The following is a 14,788-nucleotide window of genomic DNA, read 5'->3' as shown; positions in this document are numbered from 1 at the left end:
GGTTTCTACTAGCGCTGGAATTCCCCATGCTTGCAGAATACGAGTCCCATCAAATTCTCTCATTAGGGGAAGGTTATTATTCTCCTCATTACCAACCCATTCTGGATGTCGGAAACCGTAATATCGTAGGTTACGAAGTTCTCGGCAGAGTGCTTTCTCCCGAAACTCAAGAGTATCATTCGCTCGGATATCACTTTCACAATCCCGATACGGATGCCGTCAGACTGGTTCATATCGATCGGATTATCAGAGAAAAGGCAATAAAACATCTAAAAGACACCGGTCTTAAAACGAAGATGTTCTTAAATATGATGCCGAACTTCCTTTCTATGGTATATAGCGGGGAAGTGTTGGATATCAAACGACTTCATATTTTACATTTGATCGACAAATATGATATTAATCCGACGGATATGGTTCTTGAAATCACAGAGGACAAATTCGAAGGAAATATCGAAAAGCTTTTATACATCGTAAGTGTCTTTCGTGAAAGAGGCATCAAGATCGCCGTCGACGATTTAGGCGTCGGTTTTTCCAATCTGGAACGCATCGGTTATATCCACCCGGATATCATGAAAGTGGATATTAAGATCATGAGAGAAAGTCTGAACCGGCGGTCTTTCAAGAACGTACTGGCGGCCATTTCAGAGATGTCGCAGCGCCTAGGATCTCAGCTTTTATTCGAGGGAGTGGAGACGGAAGAAGAATTGTATCTGGCTCTTTCTATGGAAGCGAATTTATTACAGGGGTTCTATTTTTCCAAACCCGCTCTGGATTTCCAAGATAAGAAGAGATTTAATAAAACTCTAAAGAACTCTCTGGAGAAGTTTTCGGGACTTAGATTCTTAGAGATTGTCGAGAACTTGAAGAAGCAAAAATTATTCTCCGACGAATTTTTGGAAATCTTTAAGAACATGGAAAATGGAAGTCTAGACGGCTTAACGAACGGTCTGGAGGAACATTTATCTTCCCTCCCTAAGGAAGTTAGTTCCGTGCTTGTTTGCGACTTACAAGGATATCAAGTTACGCCTACGTTTCAGCGAGACTCGTTTGAAGATCCTTGGATTAAGCTTTTGACCGAAATCGGAAATAATTACGCATGGAAGCCTTTCTTTATTCATCATAAAGCGGAATCGTTTCATTCCAATCGATTATGGGGGTTTACGGAACCTATTCATGATATAGATACTAAACGACAATATGTCTTATTCACCCTTAATCTAGGATCGAACTACGTTTTGGTTTTACGATTGAATTGGGAGCTATTTTAAAACCTGCCGTTTCTAGGTCGCAGGACCATTCTTGATCCTTCTTTCCTATTGATCTCCGCCTATAGAATAAAAACATAGTCCCAAGCAGGAGTCTTAAGTGGCGGAAAACCTACGAATCGTTGGTCTGCGGGCGGGAATCGAGACCGAATCCGGAGAAATTCAGGAAATCCTAAAAGGAGTCGACCTAGTAATAAACGACGGCGAAGTCCATGCTATTATGGGCCCGAACGGCTCCGGTAAAAGCACCTTATCCAACGTAATTATGGGTCACCCGAAATATAAGATTTTGTCCGGGGATATTCTGTTTAGAGGAGCTTCAATTCTAGAAAGTTCCACCGACGAAAGAGCGCGTGCCGGCATTTTTCTTTGCTTTCAATATCCGACCAGCATTCCGGGCGTTACGATCGGAAATTTTCTTAGGACAATACTGAAATCCGTCAGAGGAAAAGATCTACCCGTAAAAGAATTCCGTAAAGAATTGAAGGAAGCGATGGCTTCCCTAGATGTTCCCGATTCTTGGGTAGCGCGCTACGTTAACGACGGATTTTCCGGCGGCGAAAAAAAGAGGAATGAAATTCTTCAAATGGCTCTTTTGAAGCCTAGGCTTGCGATCTTGGACGAGACCGATTCTGGATTGGATATCGACGCCCTGCGGATTATCAGCGAAGGGATTACTAAGAGTAAATCCTCCGATCGATCCATCCTTCTAATTACACATTATCAAAGAATGCTCAATTATGTTACGCCGGACTTCGTACATGTGTTTGCTCAGGGAAGAATCTTAAAGACCGGAACGCGAGAACTTGCTCTCGAACTAGAAGAGAAAGGATATGATTGGATTCTCTCGGGAACAAATTGAAAGAATGCATTTAAAAGAATCCTTTTCGGAATATCTATCCGCACTACAGGAGCCTCAGCTTCTAAAAGAATTCCGCTTAAAGGCGAATTCTTTTTTAGAAAAAGCTCCGTTTCCCAATCCTCATCTAGAGTCCTGGAGAAAATTGAATCTCTCCACCTTCAAGCCGGATGATTTTACCGATCCCTGTCCGCAATCCTGTATGGAATTTACTCTGAACGATTCCGCAGTAGCGACTCAACTATCCGAGTTGGACCCTGAAAATCTTAAGATCGTTCTTCAGTCGTTAGAATCCTTTTTATCTTTTTATAAAAACGAATGGGTTTCCTTATTTGCGGCATCTCGATTTACTCATGCATATTATATAAAATTAAAGAACCTTCCGTTAGACGGTCGGATTCCGGAAGTTTCCATCGCTTGCCGAAGCGGGAATTTCATTGTACCGTTACTGATAATCGACGTACCGCCTGGAGTAAAATCCGGATTTCTAGAACGGTGGGAATCCGAATCGAATCAAAATTTTCTGTTTATGAACGGTATTAGTTTACTTACGACCGGAGCGGGGGCCGACTTCCAGTATTCCAGCATAGAAAATTTGGGCGATTCCACGTTTCGCTTTCGAACGACTCATGCCTACCAAGGTAGAGATACTAAATTTCATGCGTCTATCGCGACCTGGGGCGGATATAGAGGAAAGGCATTCTATGATTCGGAAGTCGCGGGAAAAGGAGCGTGGACTAGATACGTCGGTTTAGCTCCGCTACGTAACCGAGAATTTCACGATACCGAGATTCGAATTTTGCATGAAGAAAGTCATGGACATAGCTCCATTCTTTATAGAACGGCGATCAAAGGTAAGGCTCATAATGTTTTTACGGGAAACCTGAGAATCCCCGCAAATTGCAAGGATGTAGGCGCCGTTCAGATTAATAATAATCTTCTCTTGGATCGATCGGCAAGGGCGGAATCGATTCCAAAGCTGGAAGTATTCGCCGACAGCGTAAAATGCGAGCACGGCGCAACGGTCGGAGAGATAGACGACGAACAATTGTTTTATCTGGCTTCCCGGGGCATTTCTAAAGAGGAAGCGCGTAAAATGATCGTGGAAGGATTTCTCGCCGAAGTAATCCGGGAGTTTCCGTCCGAGTCGATCCGTGAGGAATTGACGGAGGTCATTAATTCGCGTATGTTGGGAGATTCCTAATGGGGACGTATCGAAAGCTGGTTAAGGTTTCCGAATTGAAGGAAGGGAAGGTCAGCGTCGTTGAGACGAAATACAGCAGAATCGGTCTAACAATTATAGGAGGCGAGATCTGCGCGTTCGAGGATGTCTGTACGCACGACGGGGAAGCCATATCCCACGGCGAGCTTAAAGGGGACGTAATCACCTGCCCTAGGCATTTCGCAAAGTTTAATATACGGGACGGTAAAGCGCTATGCATGCCGGCTGTGGAGAATCTTCCGATATTTCGAACGAGAATCGTAGATGACGAAGTGGAAGTGGAATTGGAGGATTGACCTATGGAATCCGAAATAAAAGGAGAGCTGGCAATTTGAGTTTCGATGTTCAAAAAATTCGCGCTGATTTTCCGATTCTTTCGACGAAGATGAACGGAAAGCCGCTTGTATTTTTAGATAGTGCGGCTAGTTCACAGAAACCGTATTCGGTTATCGATGCCGAGCGGAAATTTTATGAAACGGAAAACGCAAATATTCACCGCGGGGTATATGCTCTTTCGCAAAAGGCGACCGAGAAATACGAGTTCGCTAGAATTAAAGTCGCCCGATTTATCGGCGCGCCCTGCGCCAAGGTAATCATATTTACCAGAAATACGACGGAGTCCATCAACCTGGTTGCCCAGTCTTGGGGACGAACAAACATCCACGAGGGAGACGAAATCGTATTAACCGAACTCGAACATCATTCTAATTTAGTTCCCTGGCAGATGTTGGCACAGGAAAAGCAAGCCGTATTAAAATTTATCCCTCTCAATTATGATGCTACATTAGATTTAAGTAATCTTGATCAAATCATTACCGAACGCACTAAGCTCGTGGCAGTGGCTCAAATGTCCAACGTCACCGGGACGCTTCACGATTTGGATTCTATCGTAAAGAGAGCTAGAGAAGTCGGAGCAAAGGTTTTGGTGGACGGAGCGCAAGGGGTCTGTCATCTTCCCGAGAGAGTTCAAAAACAGGATTTTGATTTTTACGCATTCTCCGCCCATAAAATGTTAGGGCCGACAGGAGTGGGTGTTCTTTACGCCAAAGAGGAAATTTTAGAAGCGATGCCCCCTTGGATGGGGGGAGGCGATATGATCGCCAAGGTTTGGAAGGAGAAATCCACCTATGCGGATCTCCCGGCTCGTTTAGAAGCCGGTACGCCGAATATCGCAGGAGTCATCGGCTTCGGAGCGGCGATCGAGTATTTAGAATCTGTCGGAATGAATGAGATTCGAAACCACGAGTTGGAGCTCCTCGCGTACGCGCTGGAAAGAATGGAAGATTTCGGCGGTTTGGAATTGTACGGTCCTCGGGACTTAACGAAGCGAGGCGGGGTGATTTCTTTCAATTTTCCGGGAGTACATCCGCATGATGTGGGTTCCATTCTGGACGAAGAAGGAATCGCCATCCGTGTGGGACATCATTGCGCTCAACCGTTTATGGACTTTATGAGAATTTCCGGAACTTGCCGCGCTTCTCTCTATCTTTACAACACGAAAGAAGACGTAGACAGTCTTCTCGACGGTCTAAAGAAGGTGAAGGAGATTTTCGGCCGTGTCCTTAAACGATGAACTTTATAAAGAGGTTCTCCTAGACCATTATCAGAATCCCCGTCATTACGGGGTACTCCAGAATGCGGATCTCCATCAAGAAGGCGTCAATCCTCTTTGTGGGGACGAAGTGGAACTTTTTTTAAAATTGGAGGACGATAGAATTTCGGATATCCGATTTCAAGGGAAAGGCTGTTCGATATCGCAGGCTTCTTCTTCGATGCTAACGGACTGTCTATACGGAAAAACTTTGTCCGAAGCTAGGAAGTTGCTGGAAGACTTTAGAGGAATGTTGCTGGAAGATAGAGAGCCGAATTTTCCGGAAGAATTCGAAGACCTTGAGTCTCTGGAAGCAGTCAAAAAAATACCGGCAAGAATCAAATGTGCCGTTCTTCCTTGGAATACTCTTGAAAAAGCGTTGGAAAAGGCCCCGAAAACCATATAATCCAGGAAGACAAACAGAGAGTTAAAATGCCTTTATTAGAAGAACCTAAAACAGACATCGAAAGGAAGATATACGATGAAATCAGCAGGGTGGAAGATCCGGAGATAGGCATTTCCGTCGCAGAGCTCGGTTTGATATATCGAATTCAGGTAGAAGAAGGTAAGGCAAAAATCGAGATGACTTACACTTCTATGGCATGCCCTGCGGGACCGCAAATGAAGAAAGAAATACAAGATAATGCTCTTCGCGTCGACGGGGTTAACGAGGCCGAAGTGGAAGTCGTATGGACTCCGAAATGGGATCCGAGAACCATGGCCTCCGAAGAAGCTAAAATGGATTTAGGCATATTTGATTACTGATCTTTTCTAATAGCGTCTTTCAGGTTATTTCGAAGTGAAATCATTCTTTCGAACTCACGGAGGTGGCTACGACAAGGGTTGTCATGATCCAAACGCCGGAAAATGAGTAGAACTTCCAGTTATAATCGTAATCCGCATCGTTGATAAAGCTTACGAAAAAAACGTCGGGCATCAAAATTCCCAACCCCAACAGTATCCCGACAAAGATTTGAAGTATAAATAGGAATTTATATAGCCAGTCGCTTCTCCAAAATCCGCCGAAGAAAAAGACGAAAAACGAAGGGAGTATGAAAAAGATATTCGTCGCTACTCGGATATTCTCCCGTTCTTCGGCGCCCAAATTAATCGTATAACTTACCCAGCTGGAAAGGCTCAGGACGAACTGAGCGAATGCCAGTAGAAAAATCGTTTTTTCTTTTCCGGTTTTTTCCGAGAAGAATTCCCTAAATTGTCCGTATAAACCTAGGAGGAAGCGCTGCCATCCCTGTAGAATGATCGGGAGGGCAGGTATAGCTAGCTTGAGATCTTTGAATAAAGCTGCGAACATTAAGTCTTTAATCCACAAGCACGGTCAATTCCACTTCTACTGGAGCGCCTAACGGTAAGGAAACGCAACCGACTGCAAAGCGAGCATGACGACCTGCCTCCCCGAAGATTTCCAAAAGAAGATTCGAGGCATAATTTGCCACTAAATGCTGCTCGGTGAAATCGGAAGCAGAGGCAACAAAAACTCCGACTTTAACAATCGATTTGATTTTATCCAATCCACCGGCGACCGCAGATATCGCAGCCAAGCCGTTTAATGTAGCCTGTTCAGTGGCTTCTTTTACATCGCTGACTAATAGATCAAAACCGAGCGCTCCGGTGGAGATTAGGCTTCCTTCCCGCATCGGGAGTTGTCCGGAAGTAAATACAAATTGGCCGGCACGGGTCGCAGGAATATAAGCGGCTATCGCTTTTGGCGCAGGCGGTAATTCGCGACCTAAGGATTTGATCCTTTCAAGAACACTCATTGAAATATTTCTCCCGGTGACCCTTACTAATATAGGGTTTTTCGGCTTTTTCAAGCAGTTTAGAATGATAAGATTCGGAGGGCTTCGACTGAAAACAAGAGGATTTTCCTTTACCGTAGAACTTGTCGAGAGATCCTAAGGACAAATAGAGAGGAATGGATTCTATCTTAGACCTTGAACCCCACCCGAGATATCCCGATGCGTACCTAGTTTGCCGTCGGACGGGAGTGCATTTCTATAAACTCGCCAAAGAGCGAGAGTATGAAGATTCATACTTTCAGGAAGAATACAAAAATCAGTACGATAGAACTTATCACGAAGATGAGCCCCAAGTACGGGATTTGGCGAAGCGCCGATTGTCTGCTTTAAGGATGTTTCAAGATCCGAATCAAAAATCACTTTTTGAGATCGGTTGTGCAGCCGGTTTTTTTTTAGACGAGGCCAGAAAGGCAGGATATCGAGTAAAAGGTTTGGAGCTTTCCCGCACTGAAGCAGATTATGCAAAGAGTCAGCTGGGATTAGATGTAAAATCGGGCTCTTTTTTGGAAGATAAGTTCCTACCGAGTGAGAAATTCGACACGGTTTGCGCCTTTTTCGTAATTGAGCATTTTCGAGACGCCGAGACGGTTTTTGGTCGAATTTCAAATTTGGTAAAACCGGGGGGAGTCCTCTTTTTAGGACTTCCTTCCCTATTCGGACCGTCTTATAGCACGAATCCGGCCGATTGGTTTCAGAACCATCCGAGCGACCATTTTTGGGATTATTCCCCTAATTCCCTGAAAAAAATGTTGAAATTGTACGGTTGGCGCACGGTATATAAGAAACCTATGTCCTACCACCCGAACAGAGATCGGGGCTGGAAGGGAAAATATCTAACTCATCCTCTATTTATCCGTTATGCGAATCTCGCATGCTATGCGGACACATTTCACTTAATCGCGATTAAAAATATATGAAATTCGAAGAATTAAACCTCGAACCAAATCTGCAAAAATCAATCGAAAAAGCAGGTTTCGTCGAGCTTACACCGATCCAGGAGAAGGCCATCCCCCATGGAATAGAGGGGAAGGACATCACCGGATTAGCTCAGACCGGCACAGGAAAGACAGTAGCTTTTCTTGTTCCGATCATCCACAACATCCTGACCAAGGGAATCAAAGGCGTCAGCACGCTTATACTAGCTCCTACAAGAGAGCTTGTGATCCAGATATCCGAGGAAGCGGAGAAGCTCCTAAAGTACACCGACTACCGTGTCGTTCCGATCATCGGAGGTACCGATTACAAGTCGCAAAACCGCGATTTGCAGGCTCTAAACGGAATCATCGTCGCCACACCAGGGCGTCTGATCGATTTGGCTAGAGGCGGTACTGCGGATTTAGACAAAGTAGAGTTTTTCGTCCTAGACGAAGCCGATCGAATGCTCGATATGGGTTTCATCAACGACATTCGTTGGTTACTTCATAAGTGCAAGAATCGTAAACAGACTCTCTTGTTTTCCGCCACGTTATCGGTCGAAGTGATGAGATTAGCGTATCGCTTTATGAACGATCCTGTAGAGATCCAGATTAATCCCGATAAACTGATCACCGAAAGAATCGATCAAAAACTCGTTCACCTAGGAAGGGAAGAAAAACTCCCTTACATGGTAAACGCGATTTTGGACGCAGAAGTCGACGGCCAGGGAATTATATTCACTAATTTTAAAGCGAATATTCCTCGAATCGTTCAGACTCTCCGTAGGTACGGAATTCCGGTAACCGGAATCTCCTCCGATTTGGACCAGAAAAAAAGACTTCGCTTAATGAGAGATTTCAAGTCTGGTCGATTCAAATTCATGGTTGCGACCGACGTTGCCAGTCGTGGAATCGACGTCGAGAATATCGGGGTGGTATTTAATTATGATCTCCCGCAAGATACCGAAAACTATGTTCACCGAATAGGACGTACCGCGAGAGCGGGGCGACTCGGAAAGTCCATCAGCTTTTGTTCGGAGACCGACTATAACGAGCTCGAGAAAATAGAACGTTACTTGAAGCAAAAGATAGAAGTCACTCCTGTCGACGAAGAATTATTAGATTTTCCTAAAGGGGTTTTCGAACCGTTTCTTGCCGGAGACGCTTACGATCAGGCGCCCAAAGGGAGAGACCAGCGTCATGAGAGAAACGGAAATGGAAACGGTAGACGCCCTCAAGGACGCGACGGCGGTTTCCACAAAAAAGAGGAACGCCCAGTCTCCTCAAACGGCAACCGACATGCTGCGGATAAGGATCGGGGACCTAGGGAAAATCGAGATCGAAATAGGGATCCGCGTGGACCGAAGCCTTTCGATAAGAAAAGACCTGAAGCCGTTATCAAAGAAGCGGAACAATTTCTACAAAAGGCCGATACCGTTATGGGTGCGGTCGTAGAATCTAGGGATAAGAATCCTAAGCGCAAAAAGAAAAATAAAAATCGTCCAAAGGAGAATGGGTTCGTACAAAATTCCGTAACGACACAAACTCCTAGAAACGATATTTACGATAAGAAGAAACGGAATCTATTCGATATCAACGAATCTTCAAGAAATCAATCCAAGCAGAAGGAATCCATTTGGAAAAAAATCACATCCTTCTTCGGGGACTGATTCTATTCCTTTTCTTCGGAATTGCTCCGCTTTCCGCCCAAGTTCGCATAGCTACGATCGGAAAAAATCGTTATGTGCACTTGGAGGAAATTCGTAAAAGGATTCCCAGCCTCCAAACAAAATTCGAACCGGCGATTCTCGTTGGTTCGATTTCTCATCCTTCCGGTGAAATTCGTTTTCGGATCGGCTCGTCTTTTTACGCAATCAACGGAAGTTTAGAAAAAACAAGTCTTCCAGTATTGTATCAGAATCGAGATTTTCTTTTACCTCCGGAAGTGGTTGAGGCCATTTTTGTACGTCTCTTACCCGACGATGTTAAATACGAATTTCATGATACCGAATTGGTATTCGAGATTCTGCCGAAGGCGGAGCTTCTTCGTTTATCTTCAATTATCCTAGATGCAGGTCACGGCGGAAAGGATCCGGGCACCTCTTCTAATAAAGGTTTACAAGAAAAATCCGTCTCGCTTCAAGTCGCTAAAATACTGAAGAAGTTTCTAAATAAAGTGTATCCGGAAGTAAGAGTCGTTTTGACGAGAGGAGAAGATACTTTCGTCGAGTTGGAACGTAGATCGGAAATTGCGAATAAAGAAATTCAAAAAGGCGGATCGGTCGTATTCGTCAGTTTGCATTGTAACGCATCGATATCCGAGGATGTAAACGGTTTCGAAGTGTATTATCTTTCGCAAACACCTTCTACCGAATCTGCTCGGGAGACTTCTATTCTGGAAAACCGTATTGTCGGAAAAAAGGGAAGCTTAGGTATTAAAAAAATACAGGCGGGAATGTTATCTTCCCTGGTCCAACGCAGAAGCCGTTCTCTCGCACATAATGTCGAATCGGAGATGAAAAAAAAGCTTGGTCCTAAGATATTGTCCCGAGGGGTCAAAAAGGCCGATTTCTCAGTTTTACGCGGGAGCTTAATGCCTGCAATTCTTGTGGAGATGGGTTATTTGACTAACGGGAAAGAGTCCGAACTTCTGGCGAGTCAGGCTCAACAAGTTCGGGTTGCAAAAAGCATCCTGGAAGGAATACGAGCCTATGAACTGGCAAAAGATTAAAAATGTTTTCAGACACATCCACGCAAGATGGGAGAAGTTCTACGCTTGGATTTTCAGTCTATCTACTTTGCCGGCAAATTCGTCCGAGACGAGGCGATTATTATTTCTAACTTATTCTTGGATTTTATTCCTGCTTTTCCTTACCGGTTTCGTTCTCGCCGGGAAGAATCCCCTGAAATTGCTAGTTCCGTTCGCTCTGTACGATTTACCCAATTTTGATCCTCGCAAATCCTTAATAGTTTACGGCTCGGATGGTGAAGGTGAAATCTTTACGATTCATCGAAAAGTACTCTTAGATGGGAAAGATTTTCGGCATGATGTCATTACTCTGGTGGGCGAAGTCGGAGAGGCAAGCTTCTTCGATCCGTCAGTGCCGAACGACGCGGTCCACTTTAGAAACTTAAAAAAATTGCCGAATCTTCAGGACTCGGTGATTTCAATCTGGAAAAGAGGGGATCTGCTGATTTTGGATATGCGGAAATCGACTCTTGAGGACCTTCTTTCGGAAATGAAGTTCAGAATCGATTATACTTATGCGAGTCAGATGAGCGAAGAGGAGAAATCGCGCGAAATTACCCGTAGGAAACTAGCGCTCTTATCGTCTTCATTCTTAGCCGTAGAACGCACGCTATTCGAGAACTACCCTGAATTAAATCGTATCGAGTACAGATTGGGCGGGGAGCAGGAAGAAATTCCCGGATTGAACTATTCACTTACCGAGTCTCATCTTAGAAAGAACGAACCTACGAAATAACGAATCCTCACCGCTTCTGCACGGACAAGATCGATTATTTGGACTGACTATTCCGGCGGCCTGGGCGTAGGAGCTCCCACATAGCACCCGTTTATAAAACGGTTGCACAATAAGCGAGAATATGATAAGAACGCCGGAACTCCGCCGCTTCGCTCCGGCCCCCGCCCAGGAAGGGTGGGGAATCCCGCAAAAAAACTAGGTATTTGTCCCGGAACCTTTTCTCCTTCCCCCGATTGACCGATATTAAATGTAGCTATGCTGCGAATTCAAATTTCATTCGGTGCGATAATAAAAAAATGCCCTCCGATTCTTATATTATGGGCCTTTACTGCTGCTTCTTCCGTGGCGGACCTACAAACTGCACCCGAGATCGGAAATATTACCGATTTTCGTACGGATCGCTTGGCATTTCATTATATTCAGCTAGTCGATAAGGATGGAAAGGCGCTTTCGGATCGGAATGCCGCCAAAGATAATTCCGAGTCAACCCTAGTGATCATCGAACGAGGACAGCTTACTTTACTAAAGGATGGGTTCGACGATCCGGCGCAAGTTCGCGAGAAAGAGCGAGAATATCTTGAAAAAATTTATCGATACACTCGATTACGGGAACTCGAGCAGGAATATCGCAAATTGCCCGAAGCCGAACGGAGTCAACCCACATCAAGTCAGGTAAAGAATCCTTCACAGAATTCCGATGTAAAGAATTCGGCTTCGGATAATGCAGTAGTCGTCTCCGCAAATATAGGGGAACTGGAGCAAAGATCGAAAGAGTTCGATCTATTATTAAAATTTGATGAAGAGTTGCTCAAATCGTACGGAGCCGAAAAATCCGCATACGCCGAATATTCAAGGTCGGAGCGCATTTATGGTAAGGATTCTCCGAGAACCGGTGCGTTACGGAACCGGTATTCGGAACTTAAAGATAAGACTAATTCTAGAAAAAAGTTCTTATTGGATTTTTTAAGAAATCCGGGACAGGAAACAAATCCGTATCCGGGAGAACGCAAAGAACAAAGCGTCTTTACGAATCATATGAATGGCGCTCCTGATTACTATCTGCATTCGACGAGTCCTAGGGAAGTGGACGGTTTAATGATAGGCGAAGAGGAAGTCGGAAAGAAATACGGCGAATTGTATAAAAAGGGGAGAGATCGCCTCATTGATGCCGAAATCGATAAGTTGTATTACTATCTTTGGAATCGGGACATGACGAATACCCGTATCAAAGTGGATAAATATCTTAAAGGTAAGAAAGTCGTAGTTATCACCGGAGATTCCACCGTGTATACTATGATCGATAAGGAAGGAGACGGAATTACGGAATCGTTCTTTGTGGATTCTCCAGGATTACGTTTTTCTTGGGGTAGAGATATTCCAAATATATTATCTATTTCTAATTGTACGGATGAATTTATTTTGGCTAAGATAAAAGCCCTTGCGGACGATGTAGCGTCCGGTCGAGTGCCGAAAAGAATCGAAAAACTGGATATTACGATTCCTGAAGAGCAGATTTTGGAAGAATTGAGACCTTTATTAAAGAATCTTTAGATTTCGGCTTTACTCGATCGGAAGAGGAAGATGGGTTCGATGAAAGATAGTTTAAGCTTCGTCGATTTCGACGTTTTCCAGGGTATCAAAGAAACCTGTTTGCAGCAACGGGCCGAAATCCACCATATCTTCGGCGGAAAGTTTTAATCCGTTTTCCATCGAGTATGCTTGCAGGAGGGACGCACAGGCCAGGTGACTTTCCCCGAGTTGCGCGTGCGCTCGAGCCTTAATAACCAGGATGTCCGCGTCGGATTCTCCGAAGTATTTAATGTAAAGATCGATGAATTTTAAAGCATTCTTATGATCACTCACTTTCAAATAGCATTGCGCGATCATATCGTAATGCAGGAAAGTTTCCTCTTCATCCATCCTCATGGCGGTTTTTAAAGATGCGAGGGCGGAATTATAGTCGCCTCTCTGAAAATAAAGGTAACCTAACTCTGCCCATATATCCTTTCTTTTGATTCCGCGTCCGCGGGAAAGTTTTTCCTGCGATAAGGCCTGCTTTAAAACCGCAATCGCTTCGTTAGATCGATCCGTGTCCTTCAAGAGGCTAGCTAGAGTTAGATACAACTCAAGTTGGTCCGGAAAAGATTCCACAGCTTTCCCTAAAATCTTTTTTGCGAGTTTATAATTGTGAACCTTGATTAGATAATTCGAGTAATGAAGATGACTTTCCGGATGGAGGGTGAATTTATCCAAGAGTTCCTGAAACAAATTCAAAGTTTCCCGGGTATTTCCGATGTAATATTGGCACCAGGCTTGACGATTCTTTACTTTTAGGACTGTTTTAGGATTTTCGGTGAAATTCAAAGATTCTTTGTACAAATTAAAGGCCTTTGTAAATTCCCGTTGCCTCTCCCTTTGAATGGCGCTGCGTATCAATTCCCGAAATCCCACGACGGGGACAGGTTAAAAAAAAAGCTAAAATAATCAAGTTTTCCTTTGATTAACCGATGATTGAAATGGGGAAACAGAAAGAGAAAAACCCGAAAATTTCGGCGGAATTCGCCGGAGAGGAGTGAATATGGAAATCAGCAACCAAGCCAGCCAATCCTTAATGCTCGAGAGAATCGCGAATCTACCTAAAGAGATCTTTCAAGCACAAGCGGATCTCAATTCAAAACTTTTGAAAGTCGGTATTGAGACGAAATTACAATCCCAGGCTATCGAAGGAAAAGCACGTTTACTAGACGCTTACGCATAAACGCCTAGATTCGTCCGTTAGAGCCTATTATATTCGGGACGCTTTCTCTCCTTAAAGGATAGCGAGGCCTCTCTGAAATCTCTGGAGTCCAAAAAACTCGAATTCCAGAGAGCAACGTAATTCAATCCCGCGTCCAGCGGCTTGCCTTCCGCATAATTCATGACTTCTTTAGCACCTTGAACTACGATTTTCGGATTGGCGGCGATTTCAGTTGCGGTTGCGAGCGCTCCCTCCATGAGTTTTTCCTGCGTATCGAATAATTTCGAAACGAGACCGATTCTGTATGCTTCAGATCCGTCTATATCCTTTCCCGTAAAGGCAAGTTCACGCGTATGACCTTGCCCAATAATACCCGGCAATCGATTGATCGATCCCATATCCGCAACAATGGCTACCTTCGCTTCACGAAGAGAAATGCTTGCATCCAAAGTCGCATAGCGAATATCGCAAGCCGAAATCAAATCCAATCCTCCGCCGATACAATGTTTGTGTACTGCTGCAATCGACGGCTTAGAGGAATCGTAAACCGCGTTAATTCCTTTTTGCATCTGCAGGATAAGATTGTAGAATTTCTTACGATCATCTCCGTAACTTCCCTGCACTATGCTCCCGAATTGCTGAAAAAATGAATCCAGGTCCAACCCGGTTGAAAAAGACTTACCGCGAGCGGCTATGACGAAGGCTCTGATTTCCGATGCGGAATCAATCTCTTCTATCACGTCCGGAAGGTCTCTCCAGAAACTCCAGTCCATGGCATTTCTTTTATCAGGACGATTCAAATAAACGATCGCAGTTCCGTCATTTCTCGGGACAATTTCGAAGAATTCGAAAGAAGTTTTCATGTCGTTCAGAATAGCTAGGCGGGAACTTACCA

The 14,788-nt window shown here is 44.4% G+C and carries 17 protein-coding genes; 13 read left to right on the top strand and 4 right to left on the bottom strand.

Translation table 11 applies throughout. The features are described 5' to 3' along the window. Positions 1-26: 26 nt before the first annotated feature. From LEP1GSC050_RS08390 to LEP1GSC050_RS08360, 7 genes are all read left to right on the top strand, one after another. Positions 27-1,271 carry an EAL domain-containing protein gene (locus LEP1GSC050_RS08390; RefSeq protein ID WP_010570791.1) on the top strand — a complete coding sequence of 415 codons (1,245 nt, stop codon included), beginning with the start codon at positions 27-29 and terminating at the stop codon, positions 1,269-1,271. 97 nt (positions 1,272-1,368) lie between these two features. Beyond that, complete coding sequence (gene sufC / locus LEP1GSC050_RS08385; protein ID WP_010570790.1) at positions 1,369-2,130, top strand: Fe-S cluster assembly ATPase SufC; 762 nt, start codon at positions 1,369-1,371, stop codon at positions 2,128-2,130. Next, a complete protein-coding gene (sufD, locus tag LEP1GSC050_RS08380; RefSeq protein ID WP_010570789.1) occupies positions 2,102-3,331 on the top strand; it encodes a Fe-S cluster assembly protein SufD in 1,230 nt (409 codons plus the stop codon). Before sufC ends, sufD begins: the two co-directional genes overlap by 29 nt. Beyond that, a complete protein-coding gene (locus LEP1GSC050_RS08375) occupies positions 3,331-3,645 on the top strand; it encodes a non-heme iron oxygenase ferredoxin subunit (RefSeq protein WP_010570788.1) in 315 nt (104 codons plus the stop codon). Before sufD ends, LEP1GSC050_RS08375 begins: the two co-directional genes overlap by 1 nt. Before the next feature lie 89 nt (positions 3,646-3,734). Then, positions 3,735-4,922 (top strand): cysteine desulfurase, encoded by a 1,188-nt coding sequence (locus LEP1GSC050_RS08370; protein ID WP_408605401.1) that lies wholly within the window; start codon positions 3,735-3,737, stop codon positions 4,920-4,922. Next, entirely contained in the window at positions 4,906-5,346 is a 441-nt protein-coding gene (sufU, locus tag LEP1GSC050_RS08365) for a Fe-S cluster assembly sulfur transfer protein SufU (protein ID WP_010570786.1), read from the top strand. The genes LEP1GSC050_RS08370 and sufU overlap by 17 nt, the downstream gene beginning before the upstream one ends. A gap of 26 nt (positions 5,347-5,372) precedes the next feature. Beyond that, positions 5,373-5,705 carry a metal-sulfur cluster assembly factor gene (locus LEP1GSC050_RS08360; protein ID WP_010570785.1) on the top strand — a complete coding sequence of 111 codons (333 nt, stop codon included), beginning with the start codon at positions 5,373-5,375 and terminating at the stop codon, positions 5,703-5,705. A 40-nt stretch (positions 5,706-5,745) separates the two neighbouring features. Here LEP1GSC050_RS08360 and LEP1GSC050_RS08355 read toward each other — a convergent pair whose 3' ends face one another. Then, positions 5,746-6,270, bottom strand: coding sequence for a hypothetical protein (locus LEP1GSC050_RS08355; protein WP_010570784.1), 525 nt, complete (start codon positions 6,268-6,270; stop codon positions 5,746-5,748). Then, the gene (locus tag LEP1GSC050_RS08350) at positions 6,260-6,718 is read right to left on the bottom strand and encodes a RidA family protein (RefSeq protein ID WP_010570783.1); all 459 of its coding nucleotides are present in this window, start codon (positions 6,716-6,718) and stop codon (positions 6,260-6,262) included. Before LEP1GSC050_RS08350 ends, LEP1GSC050_RS08355 begins: the two co-directional genes overlap by 11 nt. A gap of 155 nt (positions 6,719-6,873) precedes the next feature. Between LEP1GSC050_RS08350 and LEP1GSC050_RS08345 the strand changes: the two genes are divergently transcribed. From LEP1GSC050_RS08345 to LEP1GSC050_RS08325, 5 genes are all read left to right on the top strand, one after another. After that, positions 6,874-7,674: a class I SAM-dependent methyltransferase gene (locus LEP1GSC050_RS08345; protein WP_010570782.1), complete on the top strand. Its 801-nt coding sequence runs from the start codon at positions 6,874-6,876 to the stop codon at positions 7,672-7,674. Next, positions 7,671-9,341, top strand: coding sequence for a DEAD/DEAH box helicase (locus LEP1GSC050_RS08340; protein ID WP_010570781.1), 1,671 nt, complete (start codon positions 7,671-7,673; stop codon positions 9,339-9,341). The genes LEP1GSC050_RS08345 and LEP1GSC050_RS08340 overlap by 4 nt, the downstream gene beginning before the upstream one ends. Beyond that, on the top strand, positions 9,308-10,402 hold the full coding sequence (locus LEP1GSC050_RS08335; protein ID WP_010570780.1) for an N-acetylmuramoyl-L-alanine amidase family protein: 1,095 nt from the start codon (positions 9,308-9,310) through the stop codon (positions 10,400-10,402). Before LEP1GSC050_RS08340 ends, LEP1GSC050_RS08335 begins: the two co-directional genes overlap by 34 nt. Continuing rightward, positions 10,383-11,156, top strand: a complete 774-nt coding sequence (locus LEP1GSC050_RS08330; protein ID WP_010570779.1) for an LIC_10740 family protein — start codon at positions 10,383-10,385, stop codon at positions 11,154-11,156. The genes LEP1GSC050_RS08335 and LEP1GSC050_RS08330 overlap by 20 nt, the downstream gene beginning before the upstream one ends. Positions 11,157-11,411: 255 nt before the next feature. Next, entirely contained in the window at positions 11,412-12,707 is a 1,296-nt protein-coding gene (locus LEP1GSC050_RS08325) for a hypothetical protein (protein WP_010570778.1), read from the top strand. Positions 12,708-12,758: 51 nt separating this feature from the next. On the opposite strand, the gene LEP1GSC050_RS08320 is transcribed toward LEP1GSC050_RS08325, so the two are convergent. After that, positions 12,759-13,607: a tetratricopeptide repeat protein gene (locus tag LEP1GSC050_RS08320; RefSeq protein ID WP_016549473.1), complete on the bottom strand. Its 849-nt coding sequence runs from the start codon at positions 13,605-13,607 to the stop codon at positions 12,759-12,761. A gap of 127 nt (positions 13,608-13,734) precedes the next feature. Here LEP1GSC050_RS08320 and LEP1GSC050_RS08315 point away from each other — a divergent pair, with 127 nt between their 5' ends. After that, entirely contained in the window at positions 13,735-13,914 is a 180-nt protein-coding gene (locus LEP1GSC050_RS08315; protein ID WP_010570776.1) for a hypothetical protein, read from the top strand. 17 nt (positions 13,915-13,931) lie between these two features. Here LEP1GSC050_RS08315 and LEP1GSC050_RS08310 read toward each other — a convergent pair whose 3' ends face one another. Beyond that, positions 13,932-14,756, bottom strand: a complete 825-nt coding sequence (locus LEP1GSC050_RS08310) for a crotonase/enoyl-CoA hydratase family protein (RefSeq protein ID WP_010570775.1) — start codon at positions 14,754-14,756, stop codon at positions 13,932-13,934. Positions 14,757-14,788: the final 32 nt, after the last annotated feature.

The organism is Leptospira broomii serovar Hurstbridge str. 5399, assembly GCF_000243715.2.
GTDB classification, from domain to species: domain Bacteria; phylum Spirochaetota; class Leptospiria; order Leptospirales; family Leptospiraceae; genus Leptospira_B; species Leptospira_B broomii.
Note: the sequence above shows the minus strand (reverse complement) of the source record. Positions and strands in the feature narration are given on the sequence as shown.

Bases quoted from the DNA above. Each gene is read 5' to 3' on its own strand.
- LEP1GSC050_RS08390 (WP_010570791.1), top strand. From the start codon at position 27: ATGCTTGCAGAATACGAGTCCCATCAAATTCTCTCATTAGGGGAAGGT.
- sufD (WP_010570789.1), top strand. From the start codon at position 2,102: ATGATTGGATTCTCTCGGGAACAAATTGAAAGAATGCATTTAAAAGAA.
- LEP1GSC050_RS08375 (WP_010570788.1), top strand. From the start codon at position 3,331: ATGGGGACGTATCGAAAGCTGGTTAAGGTTTCCGAATTGAAGGAAGGG.
- LEP1GSC050_RS08370 (WP_408605401.1), top strand. From the start codon at position 3,735: ATGAACGGAAAGCCGCTTGTATTTTTAGATAGTGCGGCTAGTTCACAG.
- LEP1GSC050_RS08360 (WP_010570785.1), top strand. From the start codon at position 5,373: ATGCCTTTATTAGAAGAACCTAAAACAGACATCGAAAGGAAGATATAC.
- LEP1GSC050_RS08350 (WP_010570783.1), bottom strand. From the start codon at position 6,718: ATGAGTGTTCTTGAAAGGATCAAATCCTTAGGTCGCGAATTACCGCCT.
- LEP1GSC050_RS08345 (WP_010570782.1), top strand. From the start codon at position 6,874: ATGGATTCTATCTTAGACCTTGAACCCCACCCGAGATATCCCGATGCG.
- LEP1GSC050_RS08340 (WP_010570781.1), top strand. From the start codon at position 7,671: ATGAAATTCGAAGAATTAAACCTCGAACCAAATCTGCAAAAATCAATC.
- LEP1GSC050_RS08330 (WP_010570779.1), top strand. From the start codon at position 10,383: ATGAACTGGCAAAAGATTAAAAATGTTTTCAGACACATCCACGCAAGA.
- LEP1GSC050_RS08325 (WP_010570778.1), top strand. From the start codon at position 11,412: ATGCTGCGAATTCAAATTTCATTCGGTGCGATAATAAAAAAATGCCCT.
- LEP1GSC050_RS08315 (WP_010570776.1), top strand. From the start codon at position 13,735: ATGGAAATCAGCAACCAAGCCAGCCAATCCTTAATGCTCGAGAGAATC.
- LEP1GSC050_RS08310 (WP_010570775.1), bottom strand. From the start codon at position 14,756: ATGAAAACTTCTTTCGAATTCTTCGAAATTGTCCCGAGAAATGACGGA.